The sequence below is a fragment of the Bradyrhizobium sp. CSA112 genome, assembly GCF_029051645.1.
Classification (GTDB): Bacteria; Pseudomonadota; Alphaproteobacteria; order Rhizobiales; family Xanthobacteraceae; genus Bradyrhizobium.
Genome location: NZ_JAACFS010000026.1, coordinates 87,944 through 108,704 on the forward strand (window position 1 = coordinate 87,944; position 20,761 = coordinate 108,704).

The window sequence follows — 20,761 nt, forward strand, 5'->3', positions numbered from 1 at the left end:
CCTCATCCTGAGGAGCGCGGAACGCGCGTCTCGAAGGATGAAGGCCGAGATGCTGCAGCGGGGCCTTCATGGTTCGAGACGGCGCGGAGCCTGTCATCGGGCCGCGCCACGCGCGGACCCGTTGGCGCCTCCTCACCATGAGGGTTTGATGCCTACCGCGAAGCGTCCATCTGCTTTGACATTGGATAGCTAGAACTCGCGCCGAACTTGCCTGTCGACGCACCGTCGTCAACATAGCCGGCCGACCGATAGAAGCGATGCGCCGTCTCGGTGCTGGTCAGCGTGCAGCGAACGTTGCCTCGCTCCACCGCTCTGGCTTCGAGCGCCCCCAGCAAGGCACGGCTGACGCCGCGAAATCGCGCATCGGGCGCCACGTAGTTCAACGTGATTTCACCTGCGTCGGTGACGGATCCGACCGCCAGAATCGCATCGCCATCAACGGCGAGCAGAAGCGAATTTCCTGGCTGTATTGCCCACGCGGCCACCATTTCCGGCGTCTTGTTGGCCAGCCACGCATGGAGGATCGCCGGATCGTTGCCGTGATCGGCAACGCATAAGCGGGAAATTGATTCCCTCAGAACGCGACAGGCTGCGACGGCGTCTTCGGGCGCCGCGTCCCGAATCCTCACATTCTCCGCGCCGGTCCCGCTCAAGCCGTCTCCAGATCGAAATCCGCCCACACCGGCACATGGTCCGACGGCTTCTCCCAGGCGCGCACATAGCTGTCGATGCCGACATTGGCGAGCCGGTCGCTGGCCTGCGGCGACAGCAGGAGATGGTCGATTCGAAGGCCCCAGTTCTTCTGCCAGGCGCCCGCCTGATAGTCCCAGAAAGTGTAGAGGCCCTGTTCGTCAGTCACTGCGCGCAGCGCGTCGGTCAGCCCGAGGCCAAGTAGCGACTGGAAGGCCTCGCGGGTCTGGGGACGGAACAGCGCATCGTTGGTCCAGGCGGCCGGGTTATAGACGTCGCGAGCGGCCGGAATGACGTTGAAGTCGCCGGCCAGAACCAGCGGTTCTTCTGCCTTAAGTCGCTCCTTCGAGTACTCAAGAAGTCGCGACATCCATTTGAGTTTATAGGGATATTTTTCGGTGTCCGGCGGATTGCCGTTGGGCAGATAAAGGCAGGCGATCCGCATTACCCCGGTCTTCAGCGTCACCACGCCTTCGAGGAACCTGGCGTGAGCGTCCTCGTCGTCGCCGGCCAGGCCCGATTTGGTCTCGTCGAATGGCAGTTTCGACAGTAGCGCGACACCATTGAAGGTCTTCTGGCCGTGGGTGACGACGTTATAGCCGAGCGCCTCGATCTCCAGCCGGGGGAACGCCTCGTCCACGCACTTGATTTCCTGCAGGCAGACAATGTCCGGCGAGCATTCCTTGAGCCAGGTCAGGAGATGGTCGACCCGCTGCCGGATCGAATTGACGTTCCAGGTTGCAATGCGCATGAAATGGCTCGGGATTGTAACTACACATTTTCTGGCAGTGGCATACCATGTGCAGCGAGGCTGTGATAACCGTTTAGAAATAAGGCGCAAACATCGCCGTCAAGGGGCAAGAGGAGATCGTCCTGTCCTTTGAGGACCGGCGAGCGTGAAAATTATGAAAAAGCGTAGCTTGATACTTCTTTTCGGCGCCATTGGCATCCTTGCGGCGGCCGGTTTCGTTACCCGCTCCTCATGGATGGGCGGCAGCAGCAGCGCCCAGGGCCCGCAACGTCCGCGAATGGTATCGGTCGAGCTGGGAAAGGCGGAGCGCAAATCCGTGCCGGTCGATGTCGATGCGATCGGAATGGTGACGCCGATCTCCAGCGTGGCGCTGAAGTCGCGGCTGGAGACCACCATCCTCGCGGTTCATTTCGAGGACGGCGCCAAGGTCAACCAAGGCGATCTGCTGTTCACGCTGGACAGCCGCCAGATCGACGCGCAGATCGAGCAGGCCGAGGGCGTGCTCGCCAGGGACCAGGCGCAGCTCGAGGGCGCGCAGCGCGACCTTCGCCGCTTTACCGATCTCGTCGCCAAGGGCGCCACCACCCAGGTCAATGTCGACAACGCCAAAACGCAGTCCGACATCCTGGCCGGCTCCATCAAGGCCAATCAGGCGGCGCTCGACAATCTGAAGGTCCAGAAAAGCTACACCACGATCCGCGCGCCGTTCTCGGGGCGCATCAGCGTCGCCAATGTGAAGGTCGGCAATTTCGTCCGCCCGGCCGATACCACGCCGCTTGCGGTCATCAATCAGATGGCGCCGGTCTATGTGACCTTCTCGGTTCCGCAGCGCGTGTTGGCGGATCTGCGGGAATCGATGGCGAAAGGCGTCTCCGGCGTTACCGCCACCATCCCGGGCCACCAGCGCGCCGAGAGCGGCAAGGTCGCGATGGTCGAGAACACCGTGGATATGGCCACTGGCATGGTCACCGTGCGCGGCATCATGAATAACGAGAACGAGACGTTGTGGCCCGGGACGCTGGTCGCAACCAAGCTTATTATCCGAGCTGAGGACTCTGTCGTAGTGCCGACGGTCGCTGTGCAGCGTAGCCAGAGCGGCAATTTCGTCTTTGTCGTCAAGGACGGCACAGCCAAGGTCCAGCCGGTCAAGGTCGACCGCACCGCGCAGGGCATGTCGGTGATCTCGGAAGGACTCGCCGGCGACGAAAGCGTTGTTGTCGACGGGCAATTGCTGCTGTCCGACGGATCGCGGGTCGAGCCGCGGGCCAAGAAGGCCGGGGCATAGAAGATGACGCTGTCCGAACTCTGCATCCGCCGGCCGGTCATGACGACGCTGATCACGGCGTCGATCATCGCGTTCGGGATCTTCGGCTTTCGCCTGCTGCCGGTCTCGGCGCTGCCGCGGGTCGATTTCCCGACCATCGCCGTGACCGCAACCCTGCCGGGCGCGAGCGCGGATACCATGGCGGCCTCGGTCGCCGGCGTCATCGAGCGCCAGCTCTCGACGATCGCGGGCATCTCGTCGATGTCGTCGAACTCGTCGCAGGGCACCAGCACCATCACCATCCAATTCGATCTCAACCGCAACATCGATGCCGCGGCGCTCGACGTGCAGACCGCGCTGACGATCGCGCAGCGCCGGTTGCCGCGTGAGATGATCATCCCGCCGAGTTTCCGCAAAGTGAATCCGGCCGATTTCCCGGTGCTGTTCGTGGTGCTCGGCTCGTCGACGCTACCGCTGTCGGCGGTCAACGAGTATGGCGAGATCACGATCGGCCAAACCCTGTCGCAGATACCCGGCGTCGCCCAGGTCAGCGTCTACGGCGCGCAGAAATTCGCCGTTCGCGTTCAGGCCGACCCGGAAGCCGCCGCGGCGCGCGGGCTGTCGCTTGAAGACATCCGCAATGCAGTTTCGGCCGCCAATTCCTCGACCCCGGTCGGCACGCTGAACGGACCGAAACAGGACGTCGCGCTGCAGGCCTCCGGCCAGATGGACAAGGCGATGGACTATCGCCAGATCGTGGTGGCCTGGCGCAACGGCTCCCCGGTCAAGCTCGACGAGGTCGCGCGGATCTACGACAGCGTCGAGAACGAGCGCATTGCGAGTTGGCTGAACGGCGACCGTTCCATCGTACTCGGCATCCAGAAGCAGCCGGACGCCAACACCGTGGCGGTGGTCGATTCCATCCTGGCCAAACTGCCGGTGCTGCGGGCGCAGATCCCGCCATCGGTCTCGATCAACGTCCTGATGGACCGATCCATTTCCATTCGTCAGGCGGTGGCCGACGTCGAGGAGACGCTGCTGATTGCGGTCGGGCTGGTCATCCTGGTGATCTTCCTGTTCCTGCGCTCGGCGTCCGCGACCTTCATTCCGGCGCTGGCGGTTCCGATTTCGCTGTTCGGCACCTGCGCGGTGATGTACGCGCTCGATTACTCCATCAACAACATGACGCTGCTGGCGCTGACGCTGTCGGTCGGTTTCGTGGTCGACGACGCCATTGTCATGCTGGAAAACATCGTCCGCCACATCGAGCACGGCATGCGGCCGTTCGAGGCCGCGCTGAAGGGCGCGCGCGAGATCGGCTTTACGATCATTTCGATCACCTTCTCGCTGATCGCCGTGTTCATTCCGGTGCTGTTGATGGGCGGCATCGTCGGCCGCGTGTTCCGCGAATTCGCCGTCACGGTATCGGTCGCCATCCTGGTATCCGGGTTCGTCTCGCTGACGCTGACGCCGATGCTGTGCGCGCGTGTGCTGCGGGCGCATGACGCGACCAAGCGGCCGAACATCGTGCTCCGCATTTTCGAGAGGATGTTTGCTTCCTGGCTGCGCGCCTATGAATGGACGCTTGACTGGGTGCTGGCCCGAAAATTCCTGATGCTGATGGTGACGCTCGCGACGCTGGGCGGCACCGTCTACCTCTACATGATCGTGCCGAAGGGCTTCTTCCCGCAGGAGGACACTGGCTTCCTGATCGGCGTGACCGAAGCTGCCACAGACACCTCGTTCGATGCGATGAAGGAGCGGCAGCAGGCGCTGGTCGACGTGCTGAGATCCGATCCGGCGATCGACTACATCAACTCCACCGTCGGCTCGGGCGGCCCCAATCCGACGGCGAATTATGGACGCCTGTTTATCGCCCTGAAGCCGAAAAAGGAGCGCGACAACCTCAACACCATCATCGGGCGGCTGCGTGCCAATGCGCGGCAGGTTCCGGGCATGCAGGCGTTCTTCCAGCCGATCCAGAACCTCAATATCGGCGGCCGGATTTCCAAGAGCCAGTATCAATACGTGATGCAGAGCGGCGACACCGATTCGCTGTACCGGCTGGCGCCTGAGATGCGCGAAAAGATCGAGAAGCTGCCGGGCCTGCTGGACGTCACCACCGACCTCTACATCAAGAACCCGCAGATGACGGTCGACATCGACCGCGAAAAGGCCGCGGTCTACGGCATCACCGTCGATCAGGTGCGCAACCAGCTCTACAACGCCTACGGCTCGCGCCAGGTCGGCACCATCTACATGCCTTCGAACGACTACCAGATCATCCTGGAAGTGCAGCCGCAGTTCCGCGTCGATCCGTCTGACCTGTCCAAGCTCTACATGAAGACGCAGAACAACCAGACCATCCCGCTGTCGGCGGTGGCAAGGCTGGTTCCGACGGTCGGTCCGCTGCAGATCAACCATCAGGCGCAGCAGCCGGCGGTGACGATCTCCTTCAATCTCGCGCCGGGCAATTCGCTGGGCTATGCGGTCGACAAGATCACCGAGCTCGAGCAGGCTTCGAACCTGCCGGCGACCATCGCCACCGGCTTCTCCGGCACCGCGCAGGTGTTCCAGGATTCGCTGCGCGGGCAGGGCGTGCTGATCCTCGCCGCCGTGTTCGCGGCGTTCGTGATCCTCGGCATTCTCTACGAGAGCTTCATCCACCCCATTACCATCATCTCAGGCCTGCCGTCGGCCGGCATCGGCGCGATCCTCACCTTGATGCTGTTCGGGATGGAGATGTCTGTCATCGCGATGATCGGCATCGTGATGCTGGTCGGCATCGTCAAAAAGAACGCGATCATGATGGTGGACTTTGCGCTGGAGCGCCGCCGCGTCGGCCTCAGCGCCGAGCATGCGATCCGGGAGGCGGCGCTGTTGCGTTTCCGCCCGATCATGATGACGACGTTTGCCGCGATCTTCGGCACGCTGCCGATTGCGCTCGGCGCCGGCGCCGGCGCCGAACTGCGGCAGCCGCTCGGCGTCGCGGTGGTCGGCGGCCTCTGCCTGTCGCAACTGCTGACGCTCTACATCACGCCGGTTGTCTACATCTATCTCGACCGCATCGACCGCCGCCTGCGGCGCAAGCTCGAGCCGCAACTGGCCGAGACCGGCGAGGATGAGCGGCCGCACGTGGTTGCCGCCGAATGATGACCGTCAGCCGCGTGATACGGTCGGTTGCGCGGGGCGCCGCTGTCCTGATCACGCTCGCATGCGTTGCCGGCGCCTTCAGTCCTGCCCGTGCCGATGATCCGATCGAAATCTTCGACGCCCATATGCACTACAATTGGGAACCAAAACCCTATTACGGCGTCGACGAGGTGCTTGCGCTGTTCAAGAAGCACCGCGTCACCGGCATCCTCGCCACCAGCCGCCCGAACACCGGTACGCACGCGCTCATGGATGCAAAGCCCGAGGGCCTGCAGATCGTCCCCTTCATCCGGCCCTATCGTGTGCGCGCCGACATCCAGACCTGGTTCGGCGATCCCTTCATCTTCGATCTCGTGCAGGACGAATTCAAGCGCGGCTATTACCGCGGCATCGGTGAATTCCACATCTCGGGCAAGGCGGCGGAGAGCGAATGGGTAAAAAAGACCGTCGATTTCGCGGTTGAGCACGACCTTTATCTGCACGCCCATGCCGATGACGTCGCTGTCGAGATCCTGATGCGGCACAATCCGCGCGCCCGCATCATCTGGGCCCATACCGGCTTTGGCCTCTCGACCGACCGCGTCGCCGAGATGCTTTCGAAATATCCGAAGCTGTGGGGCGAATTGTCCTACCGCGGCGGCATCGTCAATGGCAGCGGCAAGCTGACGGCCGAATGGCGCGCGCTGTTCGAGCGTTTCCCGGACCGTTTCCTGCTCGGCTCCGACACGTGGATCAACGAGCGCTGGGAGAGCTACGGCGAGATCATGGCCGGCTATCGGGCATGGCTGGCGCAGTTGCCGCCAAAGATCGCGGCGCAGATCGCACATGGCAACGCGAAGGCGCTGTTCGGCGGCGAGCGCTGAGCGCGAGGCATGGGCGGCGCAGTTCCCACGCTGTGAAGGTGGGTTTCACCGCCGAAAATGGCAGGACACCGGAAGTTCCCGGCGGTTCCTGGGCCATTCACGGAAGATCATGCTCCGGCTTCTGAAAATGCACCAGAATTTGCGCTGCCGCGCTCGGCATGAAATTGTTTTTTGGACCGGCCGCCGCCCGCTGGTAAGATCACGTGATTATGTGCTGAACCTTTCTTCCGTCGCTAAGACCCATAATTGTGTCCGAGCCTGCAGGCTGGACGATCCCCAGAAGTTCAGCCGCTGGCGGGGCACGGCAAGCATTCCACATTTTTAGTTCCAGCAAGCGAGGAGAAGCCTATGCGCAAGTCTCTCGCCGTTTTCCTTTCTGGCGTAGCACTGATCATGGCGGCGTCGACCGCACTAGCCGGAGAGCAGGTACTCGAATTCAAGCTCGTCACCAAGCCGATCGACTACAAGGTAACAGAGGCAACAAACATCGAAGGCCAGACGGTCGCGTCGGGCAGACTGTTCGGCGTCGCCGTCTTCAAGGACGGCCGCATCGGGGTGAAAGAGTTCGTCAATTCCGCAGACTTGCTCAAAGGCACGGGACCCTTCTACGGCTACAGCACCTACACGTTCGAGGAGGGCTCGATCACGGCGCGTTACACCGGCTCGGTCAAAGAGGGCCGGTCAAACGGTGAATATACGATCCTCTCGGGCACGGGTGCCTATGCGAACGCTACGGGCACGGGCAGCATCGAAAGCGCGCCGAACCCGTTCAAGGGCGTCAACCTCTTGAACATAAAACTCGTCGTCAAAACGCCCGGTACGTAAGAGGCCTTACACGCAGACGCGCCTCCGCCACTCTGGTGCCGTGAGGTGCGGCTCATGCGCATGCGCTATTGGCGAGATCCTGGCCGGCTATCGGGCGGGCTCGCGCAGTTGCCGCCGAAGATCACGGAGCAGATAGCGCACGGCAATGCGCGGGCACTGTTCGGCGACGGCTGCACTGCACGGTTTGAGGGAGCGCCTCAATCCGCAAACTGATTGGCCGCCTTGATGATCGGCGCCCAGCGATCGACTTCGCTGATCAGTTTTGCCTTCAGGGCTTCAGGCGTTGCTTCGTTTTGCGGGACGGGCTCGGTGTTGATGTCGTTGAACCGCTTCACCAGGTCCGGGTCGCGTAACGCTTCCTGCAGCGTCTTGGAGAGTTTCTGGATGATGTCGTCGGGCGTGCCCTTGGGCGCATAGATGCCGTGCCAGGCGCCGACTTCAAAACCCTTCAAACCGGCTTCATCGGCGCTCGGAAGATCGGGCATGGACGCGAGGCGCGACTTCGTGGTGATGGCGTAGGCTTTGACCAGCTTCGATGCGATCGGGCTTGTGGTGTTCGTCGTTTGGTCGCAGGAGAGGTCGATCTGCTTGGCGATCAGATCGTTCATGACGGGAGCATTGCCCTTGTAGGGCACTGTCAGGATTTCCTTGCCGACGGCGGTCATGAACAGCATGCCGCAAAGATGCGAAGCGGCGCCAAGGCCCGCATTGCCAAATGTCATCTTGTCGCCGTTGGCCTTCATGTAGGTGATGAGCTCGGCCAGCGTGTTCGGCGGTAAATCGGGACGGCCGATGATCGTCATCGGCGCGTTGGTCACGAGCCCAACAGGCGCGAACGCCGTCTTGGTGTCGTAGGGCAGCTTGCGATACAGCGTCGCGGCCGTAGAGATGCCGATGTGATGGATCAGCAGCGTGTAGCCGTCGGGTTCGGCGCGTGAGGCCCGCGTCGCCGCGATCGTGCCGCCGGCGCCCGTTGCGTTCTCGATCACGATCGTCTGGTTCAACAGCTTCGACATCGACTGCGCGGTCACCCGCGCCACCGTGTCGGTCGCACCGCCGGCGGCGAAGGGGACCAGCAGCGTGATCGGCCGGTTCGGATAGCTCTGCGCCAGTGCCGCGGAGCTGACCATAGCGAACGCGAGCGCAATGGTGGCTGTCTTCTTCGTCTGCATCGTCTGCTCCCTGAGTTCTTGTTCTGGTTTTTCTCGCGGGCTTTTTGCCTCACGATCGATCCGTCGTGGCCGGTGACCGGCCGTCACACGTTAGAGCTATGGATGGCGTCCACGACGGCTGCGGTAACGTCCTTCGTCGTCGCGGTGCCGCCGACATCGGGGGTGGTGATGCCGGCGCCCGTGACCTGCTCCACGGCGCGCATCAGCCGCGCCGAGGCCTCGGCCTCGCCGAGGTGATCGAGCATCTGCGACGCCGTCCAGAAGCTGGCGACCGGGTTGGCGATGCCCTTGCCGGTGATGTCGAACGCCGAGCCATGGATCGGCTCGAACATCGACGGAAAGCGACGCTCGGGATCGATATTCGCGGTGGGCGCCACGCCAAGGCTGCCGGCCAGCGCGCCGGCGAGGTCGGACAAGATATCGGCATGCAGGTTGGTCGCCACGATGGTGTCGAGGCTCTGCGGCTTCAGCGTCATCCGCACCGTCATCGCATCGACCAGCATCTTGTCCCAGGTGACATCAGGGAATTCTTTCGAGACCTCGTCGGCGATCTCGTCCCACATCACCATGCCGTGCCGCTGCGCATTCGACTTGGTGACCACGGTGAGGAGCTTTCGCGGCCGCGACTGCGCGAGGTGGAACGCGTAGCGCATGATGCGCTGGACTCCGACGCGGGTGAAGATAGCGACCTCCGTGCCGACTTCTTCCGGCAGACCGCGATGCACCCGGCCGCCACAGCCGGCATATTCGCCTTCGGAGTTTTCGCGCACGATAACCCAGTCGAGGTCGCCGGGGCCGGCATGGCGGAGCGGCGAGGTGATGCCGGGCAGGATCCGGGTCGGCCGGACGTTGGCGTATTGGTCAAAGCCTTGGCAGATCGGCAGCCGCAGACCCCACAGCGTGATGTGATCGGGAACATCGGGCGCGCCGACCGCACCGAAATAGATCGCGTCGAATTTCTTCAGCGTGGCCAGCCCATCGGCCGGCATCATCACGCCGTGCTTGCGATGGTAGTCGGAGCCCCAATCGAAGGTTTCGATGTTGAACCTGACGTCCCCGAGCCGCTTCTGAAGGCTTTCGAGAGCCTGGACACCAGCGGCGATGACTTCTGGGCCGATCCCGTCGGCCGGAATGGCCGCGATTGAATATTCACGCATCGAATTCTCCTTGGAAGGGCCTAGGCCCGCGGCTTGTCCACGTCATTGCGAGCGCAGCGAAGCAATCCACGCCTCCGCTTGCGTTGAAATGGATTGCTTCGTCGCTTCGCTCCTCGCAATGACGACGAGGCCAGTCTTGCGCTCCGGACATCCTGCGGTCCTCGGCAATGCGAGACAACCGCCTCGCGTTTATACAAAAAATTGATATAATCCTCCGCGGGAGGGTCGATGGACCTACATCACTTGCGCTGCTTCGTGGCGGCGGCCGAAGAATTGCACTTTGGCAGGGCGGCGCAGCGGCTGGACATGCTGCCGTCGGCGCTTGGGCGCTTCATCCGACTGCTCGAAGAGGATCTCGGAACGCGGCTGATGACGCGCACAACGCGAAGCGTCGCGTTGACGGACGATGGCGCCGTGCTGCTGAAAGAGGCGAGGGCGTTGCTGGCGCAGGCCGATGCGCTCGCCGGCCAGTTCCGCACGCGCGGCCGGAAGCGCGCCGCGATCGTTCGCGTGGGCGCCATCGACAGTGCCGCTGCAGGACTGCTGCCGCGGCTCTTGCACGATTTCCGGCAGCGCCGGCCCGACGTCACTGTGCAACTGGTCGAGGACAAGACCGTGCGGCTGCTGCCGCGCCTGTTGTCCGGCCGGCTCGATCTCGCCTTCGTGCGCCCGCCGGAGCGGCCGGACAAGCGACTGGAGTTTCTGTTCCTGCTGCACGAGACGGCCGTCGTCGCGGTCGCCGAGCGTCATCCGCTGTCACAGCGCAAGCGCGTGACCATTGCCGATCTCGAGAACGAGCCGCTGATCGTGCCCGAACGCCGCTCGCGTCCGCACAGCCATGATCTGACCATGAAACTGTTCGCCGAGGCGAGGCGTGAGGCGCGCGTGGCGCAGATCGCCGACGAGAAGCAAACCATCGTCAACCTGGTGTCCGCAGGATTGGGCGTTGCCATCGTCCCGCGCTGGACATCGCGCATGGCCACGCGCGGCGTTCGCTTCATCCGCCTTGCGGCATCCGACATGAACAAGCTGCCACTGGCGGCCGCGTTCACCCGCGGCACTCGCGATCCCGTGCGCGATGACGTTTTGGCGATGCTGAAAGCCGATTTGCCGCGCTACGCGCGGGAGGCGTAGGAGGCGCGGCTATCCCCGCGTTGAGGTATGGATTGCTTCGCTGAAATTCTGCCGTCGTCCCTGCGAATGCAGGGACCCATACGCCGCGGCCAGCGTAACGGGCACGACAACTTCGCGTCCGCAAGCTGCGGTGACAGTTGGCTACGCAGAGCGTCTGCGAACCACGCTTTCTCGACAGATCACGCGGTATGGGTCCCTGCTTTCGCAGGGACGACAAGTGGAAGCAGCTTCAATTCTCAGACCGAAAAGCTCGTCCCGCAGCCGCACGACGCGGTCGCATTCGGATTGACCACGCGGAACGACGCGCCGATCAGATCATCGACGAAATCGACTTCGGAGCCTGCGAGGAACGGCACGGAGGCTGGATCGACCAGCACCACCGCGTCCTCGCGCGCGATCACGAGGTCGTCTTCGGCCTTGGCGTGGTCGACGTCGAACTTGTACTGGAAGCCGGAGCAGCCGCCGCCCTCGACCGAGATGCGCAGCATGGCGCCGCCGCCTTCGGATTTGAGGATTTCCCCGATGCGGCGGGCGGCCCGTTCGCTGACGGTGATGGCAGTGGTCATGGCATGCTCTCCGGCCCGTCATACCCAATTCATTTGGTATGGGGCGTCAGACATAGTTAAGTGCGTAATCTCGCGGAATCAAATGGATAAGGACTAAAAAAACGTGTCGGTCGGAATGGCTGCCCCCCGCGCGCTCTATGGCTGCGATCCTGACCGCAGCCGCGGCCGGCTGTTCGCGGAGCCGCCGAGCAGGACCCGCAGCCCGTTCCGGCGCGATTGTGACCGGGTAATCCATTCCACCGCGTTCCGGCGGCTGAAGCACAAGACCCAGGTGTTCGTGTTCCACGAGGGCGACCATTACCGCACCCGGCTGACCCATTCGCTGGAAGTGGCGCAGATCGCCCGCGCGCTGGCCCGTCAACTTGGGCTCGACGAGGATCTGACGGAAACCCTGGCGCTGGCCCATGATCTCGGCCATCCCCCATTCGGCCATGCCGGCGAACGGGCGCTCGACAAATGCCTCAAAGCCCATGGCGGCTTCGATCACAACGCGCAGGCGCTGCGGGTCGTGACCTCGCTGGAGCACCGCTATCCCGAGTTCGACGGGCTGAACCTGAGCTGGGAATCGCTCGAAGGCATCGTCAAGCACAACGGCCCGCTGACCGAGCGGGGCGGGACCCCGGCCGGGCCGTACCGCGACAGCGGCATTCCCGTCGGCATCGCCGACTTCAACCAGAAATTCGACCTTGAGCTGTGGAGCTACGCCTCGCTGGAAGCGCAGGTCGCAGCGTTTGCCGACGACATCGCCTATGACGCCCACGACATCGATGACGGCCTGCGCGCCGGCCTGTTTGGCGTCGACGACCTCAAGGTGATGCCGCTCACCGAAACCATCATCGCCGAGATCGACCGGCATTATCCCAACCTTGACCAGGCCAGGCGCGGCGCGGAACTGGTCCGTGAGCTGATTTCCTACATGATCGGGGCTGTCATGTCGGAGGCGGGCAGGCGCCTAGAGGCAGCGAAACCGGAATCGGCGCATGACGTCCGCCACCACGATCAGCCGCTGATCGCCTTTCCGTCCGAGGTCGCGGAAGAGGAGGCCGCAATCAAGGCATTCCTGAAACAGCATATGTATCGCCACAATCGGGTCATGCGGGTGATGGGCGATGCCGAAGGCATCCTGTTTGACCTGTTCGCGCGTTACCAGACCTCGCCCGGCGACCTGCCGGCCGAATGGGTCGAGGGCACCGAGCGCGAGAGCGAGGGCGAGCGCGCCAGGCGGATCGGCAATTTCATCGCCGGAATGACCGACCGTTTCGCCTTAATCGAGCACCAAAGGCTTTTTGACTCGACCCCGGATTTGCGTTAGGCGGCGGCCATGTCCGACAAGCCAGCTTCCCAACATCTGTTCGCCGACGCGCTGGCGCGCGTGCAGGCGATCTGCGCCGCGCTCGCGGCCGAGGGCCAATGGCCCGCCGGCATCGATTTCTCCCGCGTCGTGGTCGAGCCGCCGCGCGAGGCGAGCCATGGCGATATGGCAACCAATGCTGCGATGGTGCTGGCCAAGGATGCCAAGGTCAAGCCGCGCGATCTCGCCGACAAGATAGCCGAAAAATTACGCGCCGACGATCTGGTGGCTTCCGTCGAGGTCGCCGGGCCCGGCTTCATCAATCTGACTTTGAAGCCTCAGGTCTGGGCCGACGAGCTGCTCACGATGCTGCGCGAAGGCGCGGCTTACGGCAAAAGCGCGATCGGACGCGGCGCCAAGGTCAATGTCGAATACGTCTCGGCCAACCCGACCGGGCCGATGCATGTCGGCCATTGCCGGGGCGCGGTGTTCGGCGATGCGCTGTGCGGTCTGCTGGATTTTGCGGGCTACGACGTCACGCGCGAGTATTACATCAACGATGCCGGCGCGCAGGTCGATGTGCTCGCGCGCTCGGCCTATCTGCGTTACCTCGAAGCAACAGGCGAAATTGTCGGCGAGATTCCGGAAGGGCTGTATCCGGGGGATTATCTCGTGCCGGTCGGGCAGGCGCTCGCGGCCGAGCACGGCGACAGGCTCAAGGCGATGCCGGATACAGCGTGGCTGCCGATCGTGCGTGCCAAGGCGATCGCCATGATGATGGACATGATCAAGGGCGATCTCGCAGCCCTCAACATCAAGCACGACATGTTCTTCTCGGAGCGCTCGCTGATTGAGACCGGCAACAACAAGGTCACCGAGACCATCGATTTCCTGCGTTCCAAGGGCGATATCTACGAAGGCCGGCTGCCGCCGCCGAAAGGCAAGCCGGTCGATGATTACGAGGACCGCATCCAGACGCTGTTCCGCGCCACCGCCTATGGCGACGATGTCGATCGTCCGCTGATCAAGTCGGACGGCTCCTACACTTATTTCGCTGCCGACATCGCCTACCACAAGAACAAGGTCGATCGCGGCTTCCTCGACATGATCAACGTGTTCGGCGCCGATCATGGCGGCTACATCAAGCGCATGCAGGCGGCGGTGAAGGGCGTCAGCGGCGGCAAGGCCGCGCTCGACGTCAAGGTCGTGCAGCTCGTGCGCCTGCTGCGCGCGGGTGAGCAGGTGCGGATGTCGAAGCGCTCCGGCGAGTTCGTCACGTTGCGCGAAGTGGTCGATGAGGTCGGCTCGGACGCGGTGCGGTTCATGATGCTGTTCCGCAAGAACGACGCCGTGCTCGATTTCGACCTCGCCAAGGTGCGCGAACAATCGAAGGACAACCCCGTCTTCTACGTGCAGTACGGACACGCCCGCGGGCATTCAATCTTCAAGAATGCCCGCGAGGTGGTTCCTGAGCTGCCGGCGGATGATGCTGCCCGGTCGGCCTTTCTGGGGGATGCCCCGGTGGAGCGGCTGACCGATCCGGCCGAATTGGACCTTTTGAAGCGGCTGGCGCTCTATCCCCGGATGGTTGAGGCCGCGGCGGTCGCACATGAGCCGCACCGAATCGCTTTTTATCTATATGATTTGGCCAGTGAATTTCATGCGTTATGGACGAAAGGGCGGGATTTGCCCTATTTACGCTTCATTATAACTAATGATGCAGAGATTACGAGGGCGCGCTTGGCAATGGTTCAGGGCGTCGTCTCGGTTCTGGCATCGGGCTTAGCCGTTCTCGGCGTCCACGCTCCGACCGAGATGCGGTAGGCAGGGGCGAAGGCCTTCACGGATGGGGGTTCGTGGGGTATCTGGCAGGGGCCGCTCGTCATGGTTTGTTTGACATGGCGGGTTGGCGCTGTCCCGTAGGGGATGCATCATCACGATGGCTAATCGATATCAGGACCGAACTTTTCCCTCCGCCGACGAAGCTCGCGGCGAGAGCGATCCACTTGCCGAGCTCGCAAGGCTGATCGGGCAAAACGACACATTCGCGAGCGCGGCCAAACCCGCGCCGCACCCGCTGCAATCGCGGGCCAATGTGCGTCCGCAGCAGTATGATCCGCCGCAAGATCTCGACGCTCCGCCGAGCCCGCCGGCATGGATGCAGCGCGCGCGCCAGGAAGCCCCGCCGCCGTCTCCGCCTCCTCTGCCGCCGCAGCAGGAGTACGATGACGAGCCGGATTACCAGCCACAGCCGGTGCACCCGTTACATCGCTACGCGTCGCAGCAGCCCGAGGCGCCTGCGCAGGACTATTACGAGGCTCCGCAACAATACGCCGACGAGCCGCAGCAGGACCCCTCGCGCTATGACGACGCGCTGTATGGACGGTTAGAGACCGGCGAGCACGACTATCAGCGCGATCCAGCCTATCCGGACGATCCTTATGCCTACCAGAACGAAGAATACGAGGAAGAGCCTGCGCCGAAGAAGCGCTCGAGCGGCCTGATGACGGTCGCCGCGGTGCTGGCGCTCGCCGTGGTGGGGACGGGCGCTGCCTTTGGCTATCGCACTTATATCGGTTCGCCCCGCAGCGGCGAGCCGCCGATCATCAGGGCCGACAACAGCCCGACCAAGGTGGTGCCGGCGCCTTCCGATGGCGGCGCCGCCAAGAACCCTGACCGCATGCTGTCCGGCGATGGCGGCGAGAAGCTGGTGTCGCGCGAGGAAACGCCGGTCGACGTCAATACGCGGTCCGGCGGGCCGCGCGTGGTGTTTCCACCGCTGAACCCAAACTCTAGCCCGCCGCCGGTCGCGAGCGTGTCTCCGTCCGGTCCGCCGCCTGCTAACGGCGCGAACGGAACGATGCCCAACAACGAACCGCGCAGGATCAAGACGCTCGCCGTCAAGGGCGACGCCGGCGAGAACGGCGGCATCCCGGCAGGGGCCGGCGCGCCTCCGCCGAAACCGACGACGCGAAGCGCCGCTGCCCCGGCTGTCGCCCCTGGTCCTGCTCCCATTGCGCCGCCGGCGCGCAACCCTGCATCGGCCAATGCCAGCGCGAATTCGCCAATGTCGCTGGCGCCGCAGGCCGATTCTCCGCCGCCGACCCGGATGGCGGCGACCAATCCGACCCAGCCGGCTGCCCCGGCCGGTGGTGGTTATCTGGTCCAAGTTTCCTCGCAAAAGAACGAGGCCGATGCGCAGGCTTCCTACCGGGCGCTGCAGGGCAAGTTCCCGAGCGTGCTGGGGCCGCATTCGTCGCTGGTGAAGCGCGTCGATCTCGGCGAAAAGGGCGTCTACTACCGCGCCTTCGCCGGTCCGTTCGGCACCTCCGAGGAGGCGGCACAGGTCTGCAGCAGCCTGAAATCCGCCGGCGGGCAGTGCTTCGTCCAAAGGAATTAATGGCGGTTTCCTTGACCCCGGTGCTCTGAGGGGCCTAATCGGCCCCCATGAGCAGCCGCGCATTCATTACGGGCGTATCGGGACTGGAACTGAGCGCCACGGAGCGCGAATTCATCCGTGGGATGCGGCCATGGGGCTTCATCCTGTTCAAACGCAATGTCGAGACTCCCGGTCAAGTCTCTGCGCTAGTTGAGGAATTGCGGCGCTGCCTGGGAGATGCGGATGCGCCGGTCCTGATTGACCAGGAAGGCGGGCGGGTGGCCCGGCTCGGGCCGCCGCACTGGCCGGTCTATCCGCCCGGCGCCGTGTTCGGTGCGCTCTACGACCTCGAGCCGGCGCTGGGCCTTCAGGCCGCGCGCTTGAGCTCGCGCCTGATCGCCGCCGACCTGATCGACCTCGGCATCACCGTCGACTGCCTGCCGCTGGCGGACGTGCCGGTGGCCGGGGCCGATGCCGTAATCGGCAACCGGGCCTACGGAACCGAACCGGGCAAGGTCGCAGCGATTGCCCGGGCGGTCACCTGGGGGCTGGAGCACGGCGGCGTCCTGCCCGTGCTAAAGCACATTCCCGGCCATGGAAGGGCGACCGCCGATAGCCATTTCCGCCTCCCGACCGTTGATACATCGAAAGAGGAGCTGGAACGGACCGATTTCGCGGCCTTTCAACCGCTGGCGGACCTGCCGATGGCGATGACCGCACATGTTGTGTTTAGCGCGCTAGACCCCGCCCAACCGGCGACGACTTCTGCGACAATCATCCGGCAGGTGATTCGCGGCGTAATTGGGTTCCAAGGCTTGTTGATGAGTGATGACGTGTCCATGAATGCGTTGGCGGGATCGATCACCGAGCGGACCCGCGCCATCGTCAACGCCGGCTGCGACATGGTTTTGCATTGCAACGGCAAGCTCGACGAGATGCGCGACATGGCGCGCGAGACGCCGGAACTGACGGGCGAGGCCTTAGGACGCGCCGAGCGGGCGCTGGCCTCGCGAAAACAGCCTCAGCCCTTCGACCGGCAGGCAGCACGGGCTGAACTTGAAGCGTTGATGGATCGGGTAGGAACGGCATGACGGCTGAGATTCTATCTTTTGAAACCGGACGGCCCGCCGAAATCACCGATGGCGAGCCGGCGCTGGTTGTCGACGTCGAGGGCTATGAGGGCCCGCTCGATCTGCTGCTCACGCTGGCGCGGCAGCAGAAGGTCGATCTCGCCAAGATTTCGATCCTGGCGCTGGCCGACCAGTATCTGACGTTCATCGAGGCGGCGCGAAAAATCCGTCTCGAACTGGCGGCCGATTATCTCGTGATGGCCGCCTGGCTGGCGTTCCTCAAATCGCGGCTGCTGCTGCCCGAGCCGGCCACGCCGGACGGCCCCAGCGCCGAAGAAATGGCGACTGCCTTGGCGAACAGGCTGCGCCGGCTCGAGGCTATCAGGGAAGCCGCCAACCGGCTGATGAACCGGCCGCAGTTCCAGCGCGATATCTTCCCGCGCGGCAATCCGGAAACGATCGCCGAAATCAAACACCCCAAATTCACGGCGACGCTGTTCGACCTGCTCACCGCCTATGCCACGCAGCGCCAGCAGCGCGTGCTGGCGACGGTGCATCTGGCCAAGCGCACCGTGTGGTCGCTGGCCGAAGCGCGCGCCTCACTGGAGCGGCTGGTCGGCATGGCCGAATCCGAGGAGTGGAACTGTCTCGACGATTATCTGCTCACCTACGTGGTCGATCCCTCGCAGCGGGCAACGGTGTTTGCGTCGAGCTTTGCCGCCGCGCTCGAACTGGTGCGCGAAGGCGAGATGGAATTGAACCAGAAAGAGGCGTTCGCGCCGCTTTATTTTCGCAAGCGTCCGCCGCAGGCAGCGATGCCCGCGCCGGATATGACGGTCGAGTAAGTGGAAGGAGACCTAGCCATGGCAAGCCTGGCGGAAAAACGCATGGAAGATGCCGAGGATCATCCCATCGACCAGAATACCGAGGTTGCGGCGCGGCCCGAGGAATTGCGGCTTCTCGAAGCGCTGCTGTTTGCCTCCGCCGAGCCGATCGATCAGGCGACGCTCGCCAAGCGCATGCCCGACGGCGTCGATGTCAAGGCGGCGCTGGCGCAACTGCAGGCGGAATACGCCCCGCGCGGCGTCAATCTCGTGCGGGTCGCCAACAAATGGACGTTCCGCACTGCGGGCGATCTGTCGTGGCTGATGACGCGCGAAAGCACGGAGACACGGCGTCTGTCGCGGGCGGCGATCGAGGTGCTCGCGATCATCGCCTATCACCAGCCGGTGACGCGCGCCGAGATCGAGGAGATCCGCGGCGTGATCACATCAAAGGGAACGCTGGATGTGCTGCTCGAAACCGGCTGGATCCGCCCCCGCGGCCGCCGCAAGACGCCGGGCCGGCCGCTGACCTTCGGCACGACGGAAGCGTTCCTGTCGCAGTTCAGCCTGGAAGCGCTCGGCGACCTGCCGGGTCTGGAAGAGTTGAAGGGTACCGGGCTACTGGATTCGCGGCTGCCTTCCGGCTTCAGCGTTCCAACGCCGTCAGACGATGTGGCGCTGCGTGAGGACGAGGATCCGCTGGAGGCCGGTGACAACCTGGAACTGCTGCTGGCGCCGGCCGCCGAGCCTGAAGAGGGCGGCGGAAGCTAGTTCCGAAGGCTCCCCGGGCTATTCGCTCAAGCGGGGTTAACAATAGCCATAATGCGTAGCCGCGACAGCGATTTGCCGCGGTAGGGGTCCTTGTTTTTGATACCTCTCGGGCCTACCTTCCGCCAAAGCTTGGCCGGAAGCCGGCCGTCTCTTTTGGAGGGTTGCAGGATGGGTTCTCTTAGCATTTGGCACTGGATCGTCGTGATCGCAGTGGTCCTGCTGCTGTTTGGCCGTGGCAAGATTTCGGACCTGATGGGCGATGTCGCGAACGGCATCAAGGCCTTCAAGAAGGGCATGCAGGACGATGAGAAGGCGCCCGAAAAGCCCGCTGAGCCGGTGAAGACCATCGATCACAATGCGACGCCGGGGCCTACGGCGGCGCGCACGGATGTCGGCAGCAAGGCTGTCTGAACTGGGCAGCTTGAACCAGGCGTCAGTTGAGAGACGCCGGTTGAGAAGAGGCGCGGGCAGCTCCAAGTCTTAGCTTCAAGTCTTGGCTATGATGGATTGGGGCGCGGACATCTCGCGCGAGCGGAAGAATTCATGTTCGACATCGGGTGGAGTGAACTGGTCGTCATCGCGGTTGTCGCGCTGATTGCCATCGGCCCGAAAGAGCTGCCGGGCGTGCTGCGCATGGTCGGGCAATGGATGGGCAAGGCGCGCAAGATGGCCGCCGAATTCCAGGGCCAGTTCCAGGAAGCCATGCGCGAGGCCGAAATGGCCGACCTCAAGAAGAGTTTTGACGAGGTCAAGGACGTGGCGACAGGCGTCTCGCCGGCCAATGTCATGACCTCGCTGCAGAAAGACGTCAGTGACGCCCTGCAGATCGGCGACATCGACAAGCCAGCCACGACCCCATCCAACGATGCGCAGGTGGCCTCCGCGATCAGCGAGCCTGTCACGCCGACGACGCCGGTCGCACCCACGGCGGAAACCTTCGTAGAAGCGGAGAAGCATGCTGCGGCTTCGGAGCCGCTGGCGATCACGCGTGAAGTTCAAGCGGTCCAGCAGGACGTTGCGCCGGCCGCGCCTGACATTCTCAAGGACGCCAAAGCGTCATGACCATCGAAGACATCGAGGCCAGCAAGGCGCCATTGATGGATCACTTGATCGAGCTGCGCTCGCGGCTGATCAAGGCGCTGCTCGGCTTCGGCATTGCCTTCATCTTCTGCTTCTTCTTCGCCAAGCAGATCTACAACGTGCTGGTATGGCCGTTCGTCTGGATCGCCGGCGCCGAGAATTCGAAATTCATCTACACCGCGCTGCTGGAATATTTCCTCACGCAATTGAAGCTCGCGCTGTTCGGCGCCGGGTTCATTTCATTCCCGATCGTGGCGACGCAGATCTACAAATTCGTGGCGCCCGGACTCTACAAGCATGAACGCGGCGCGTTCCTGCCGTATCTGATCGCAACCCCGTTCTTCTTCGTGCTCGGCTCGCTGCTGGTCTATTTCGTGGTGCTGCCGATGCTGGTGCGGTTCTCGCTCGGCATGCAGCAGATGGGCGGCGAAGAGAGTGCGCAGATCCAGTTGTTGCCCAAGGTCGGCGAGTACCTATCGCTGATGATGTCGCTGATCTTCGCCTTCGGCATCGCGTTCCAATTGCCGGTCATCCTGACGCTGCTGGGTCGGATCGGCATCGTCACCTCCCAGATGCTGCGCGAGAAGCGGCGCTATTTCATCGTGATCGCCTTCGTCATCGCAGCGGTGCTGACGCCGCCCGATGTCATCAGCCAGGCCTCGCTCGCGATACCGCTGATGGCCCTGTATGAGGGCGCGATCATCGCCGTCCGCATGGTCGAAAAGAAGGCCGCGGCCGCGCAGGCCTCGAGCGGGAGCCCACCCGCCAGCC

Annotated in this window: 19 protein-coding genes; 14 read left to right on the forward strand and 5 right to left on the reverse strand. The window is 63.5% G+C overall.

The features are described from left to right. Positions 1-152: 152 nt before the first annotated feature. Positions 153-653 (reverse strand): GNAT family N-acetyltransferase, encoded by a 501-nt coding sequence (locus tag GWE18_RS30415; RefSeq protein WP_342804311.1) that lies wholly within the window; start codon positions 651-653, stop codon positions 153-155. Next, positions 650-1,441 (reverse strand): exodeoxyribonuclease III, encoded by a 792-nt coding sequence (gene xth, locus GWE18_RS30420; protein ID WP_275189407.1) that lies wholly within the window; start codon positions 1,439-1,441, stop codon positions 650-652. The genes GWE18_RS30415 and xth overlap by 4 nt, the downstream gene beginning before the upstream one ends. Positions 1,442-1,595: 154 nt before the next feature. Between xth and GWE18_RS30425 the strand changes: the two genes are divergently transcribed. The 4 genes from GWE18_RS30425 to GWE18_RS30440 all read left to right on the forward strand — a co-directional run bounded on the left by GWE18_RS30425 (position 1,596) and on the right by GWE18_RS30440 (position 7,546). Further along, entirely contained in the window at positions 1,596-2,726 is a 1,131-nt protein-coding gene (locus tag GWE18_RS30425; protein WP_275189408.1) for an efflux RND transporter periplasmic adaptor subunit, read from the forward strand. 3 nt (positions 2,727-2,729) lie between these two features. Next, the gene (locus GWE18_RS30430) at positions 2,730-5,858 is read left to right on the forward strand and encodes an efflux RND transporter permease subunit (RefSeq protein ID WP_275189409.1); all 3,129 of its coding nucleotides are present in this window, start codon (positions 2,730-2,732) and stop codon (positions 5,856-5,858) included. Continuing rightward, positions 5,855-6,721: an amidohydrolase family protein gene (locus GWE18_RS30435; protein ID WP_275189410.1), complete on the forward strand. Its 867-nt coding sequence runs from the start codon at positions 5,855-5,857 to the stop codon at positions 6,719-6,721. The genes GWE18_RS30430 and GWE18_RS30435 overlap by 4 nt, the downstream gene beginning before the upstream one ends. Positions 6,722-7,069: 348 nt before the next feature. Continuing rightward, positions 7,070-7,546 carry a hypothetical protein gene (locus GWE18_RS30440; RefSeq protein WP_275189411.1) on the forward strand — a complete coding sequence of 159 codons (477 nt, stop codon included), beginning with the start codon at positions 7,070-7,072 and terminating at the stop codon, positions 7,544-7,546. Between the two features lie 197 nt (positions 7,547-7,743). Here the strand turns inward: GWE18_RS30440 and GWE18_RS30445 are convergent, their stop codons facing one another. Both GWE18_RS30445 and GWE18_RS30450 read right to left on the reverse strand, forming a co-directional pair. Further along, positions 7,744-8,718 (reverse strand): tripartite tricarboxylate transporter substrate binding protein BugD, encoded by a 975-nt coding sequence (locus tag GWE18_RS30445; protein ID WP_275189412.1) that lies wholly within the window; start codon positions 8,716-8,718, stop codon positions 7,744-7,746. 83 nt (positions 8,719-8,801) lie between these two features. Next, positions 8,802-9,875 carry a tartrate dehydrogenase gene (locus GWE18_RS30450; RefSeq protein ID WP_275189413.1) on the reverse strand — a complete coding sequence of 358 codons (1,074 nt, stop codon included), beginning with the start codon at positions 9,873-9,875 and terminating at the stop codon, positions 8,802-8,804. 228 nt (positions 9,876-10,103) lie between these two features. Here GWE18_RS30450 and GWE18_RS30455 point away from each other — a divergent pair, with 228 nt between their 5' ends. Next, on the forward strand, positions 10,104-11,009 hold the full coding sequence (locus GWE18_RS30455) for a LysR family transcriptional regulator (protein ID WP_275189414.1): 906 nt from the start codon (positions 10,104-10,106) through the stop codon (positions 11,007-11,009). A 236-nt stretch (positions 11,010-11,245) separates the two neighbouring features. Here GWE18_RS30455 and erpA read toward each other — a convergent pair whose 3' ends face one another. Further along, positions 11,246-11,575 (reverse strand): iron-sulfur cluster insertion protein ErpA, encoded by a 330-nt coding sequence (gene erpA / locus GWE18_RS30460; RefSeq protein ID WP_275189415.1) that lies wholly within the window; start codon positions 11,573-11,575, stop codon positions 11,246-11,248. A 103-nt stretch (positions 11,576-11,678) separates the two neighbouring features. Here erpA and GWE18_RS30465 point away from each other — a divergent pair, with 103 nt between their 5' ends. The 9 genes from GWE18_RS30465 to tatC all read left to right on the forward strand — a co-directional run. Next, positions 11,679-12,887: a deoxyguanosinetriphosphate triphosphohydrolase gene (locus tag GWE18_RS30465; RefSeq protein ID WP_275189416.1), complete on the forward strand. Its 1,209-nt coding sequence runs from the start codon at positions 11,679-11,681 to the stop codon at positions 12,885-12,887. A 9-nt stretch (positions 12,888-12,896) separates the two neighbouring features. After that, complete coding sequence (gene argS / locus GWE18_RS30470) at positions 12,897-14,690, forward strand: arginine--tRNA ligase (protein WP_275189417.1); 1,794 nt, start codon at positions 12,897-12,899, stop codon at positions 14,688-14,690. Between the two features lie 115 nt (positions 14,691-14,805). Then, the gene (locus tag GWE18_RS30475; RefSeq protein ID WP_275189418.1) at positions 14,806-16,266 is read left to right on the forward strand and encodes an SPOR domain-containing protein; all 1,461 of its coding nucleotides are present in this window, start codon (positions 14,806-14,808) and stop codon (positions 16,264-16,266) included. Between the two features lie 47 nt (positions 16,267-16,313). Beyond that, positions 16,314-17,336, forward strand: coding sequence for a beta-N-acetylhexosaminidase (nagZ, locus tag GWE18_RS30480; protein WP_275189419.1), 1,023 nt, complete (start codon positions 16,314-16,316; stop codon positions 17,334-17,336). Continuing rightward, positions 17,333-18,160: a ScpA family protein gene (locus GWE18_RS30485; protein ID WP_275189420.1), complete on the forward strand. Its 828-nt coding sequence runs from the start codon at positions 17,333-17,335 to the stop codon at positions 18,158-18,160. The genes nagZ and GWE18_RS30485 overlap by 4 nt, the downstream gene beginning before the upstream one ends. Positions 18,161-18,178: 18 nt before the next feature. Then, positions 18,179-18,910 carry an SMC-Scp complex subunit ScpB gene (gene scpB / locus GWE18_RS30490; protein WP_275189421.1) on the forward strand — a complete coding sequence of 244 codons (732 nt, stop codon included), beginning with the start codon at positions 18,179-18,181 and terminating at the stop codon, positions 18,908-18,910. A 168-nt stretch (positions 18,911-19,078) separates the two neighbouring features. Beyond that, on the forward strand, positions 19,079-19,321 hold the full coding sequence (locus tag GWE18_RS30495) for a twin-arginine translocase TatA/TatE family subunit (RefSeq protein ID WP_275189422.1): 243 nt from the start codon (positions 19,079-19,081) through the stop codon (positions 19,319-19,321). 132 nt (positions 19,322-19,453) lie between these two features. Continuing rightward, a complete protein-coding gene (tatB, locus tag GWE18_RS30500) occupies positions 19,454-19,972 on the forward strand; it encodes a Sec-independent protein translocase protein TatB (RefSeq protein ID WP_275189423.1) in 519 nt (172 codons plus the stop codon). Next, the coding region (tatC, locus tag GWE18_RS30505) for a twin-arginine translocase subunit TatC (RefSeq protein ID WP_275189424.1) at positions 19,969-20,761 on the forward strand (793 nt) is incomplete at its 3' end. The genes tatB and tatC, both read left to right, overlap by 4 nt.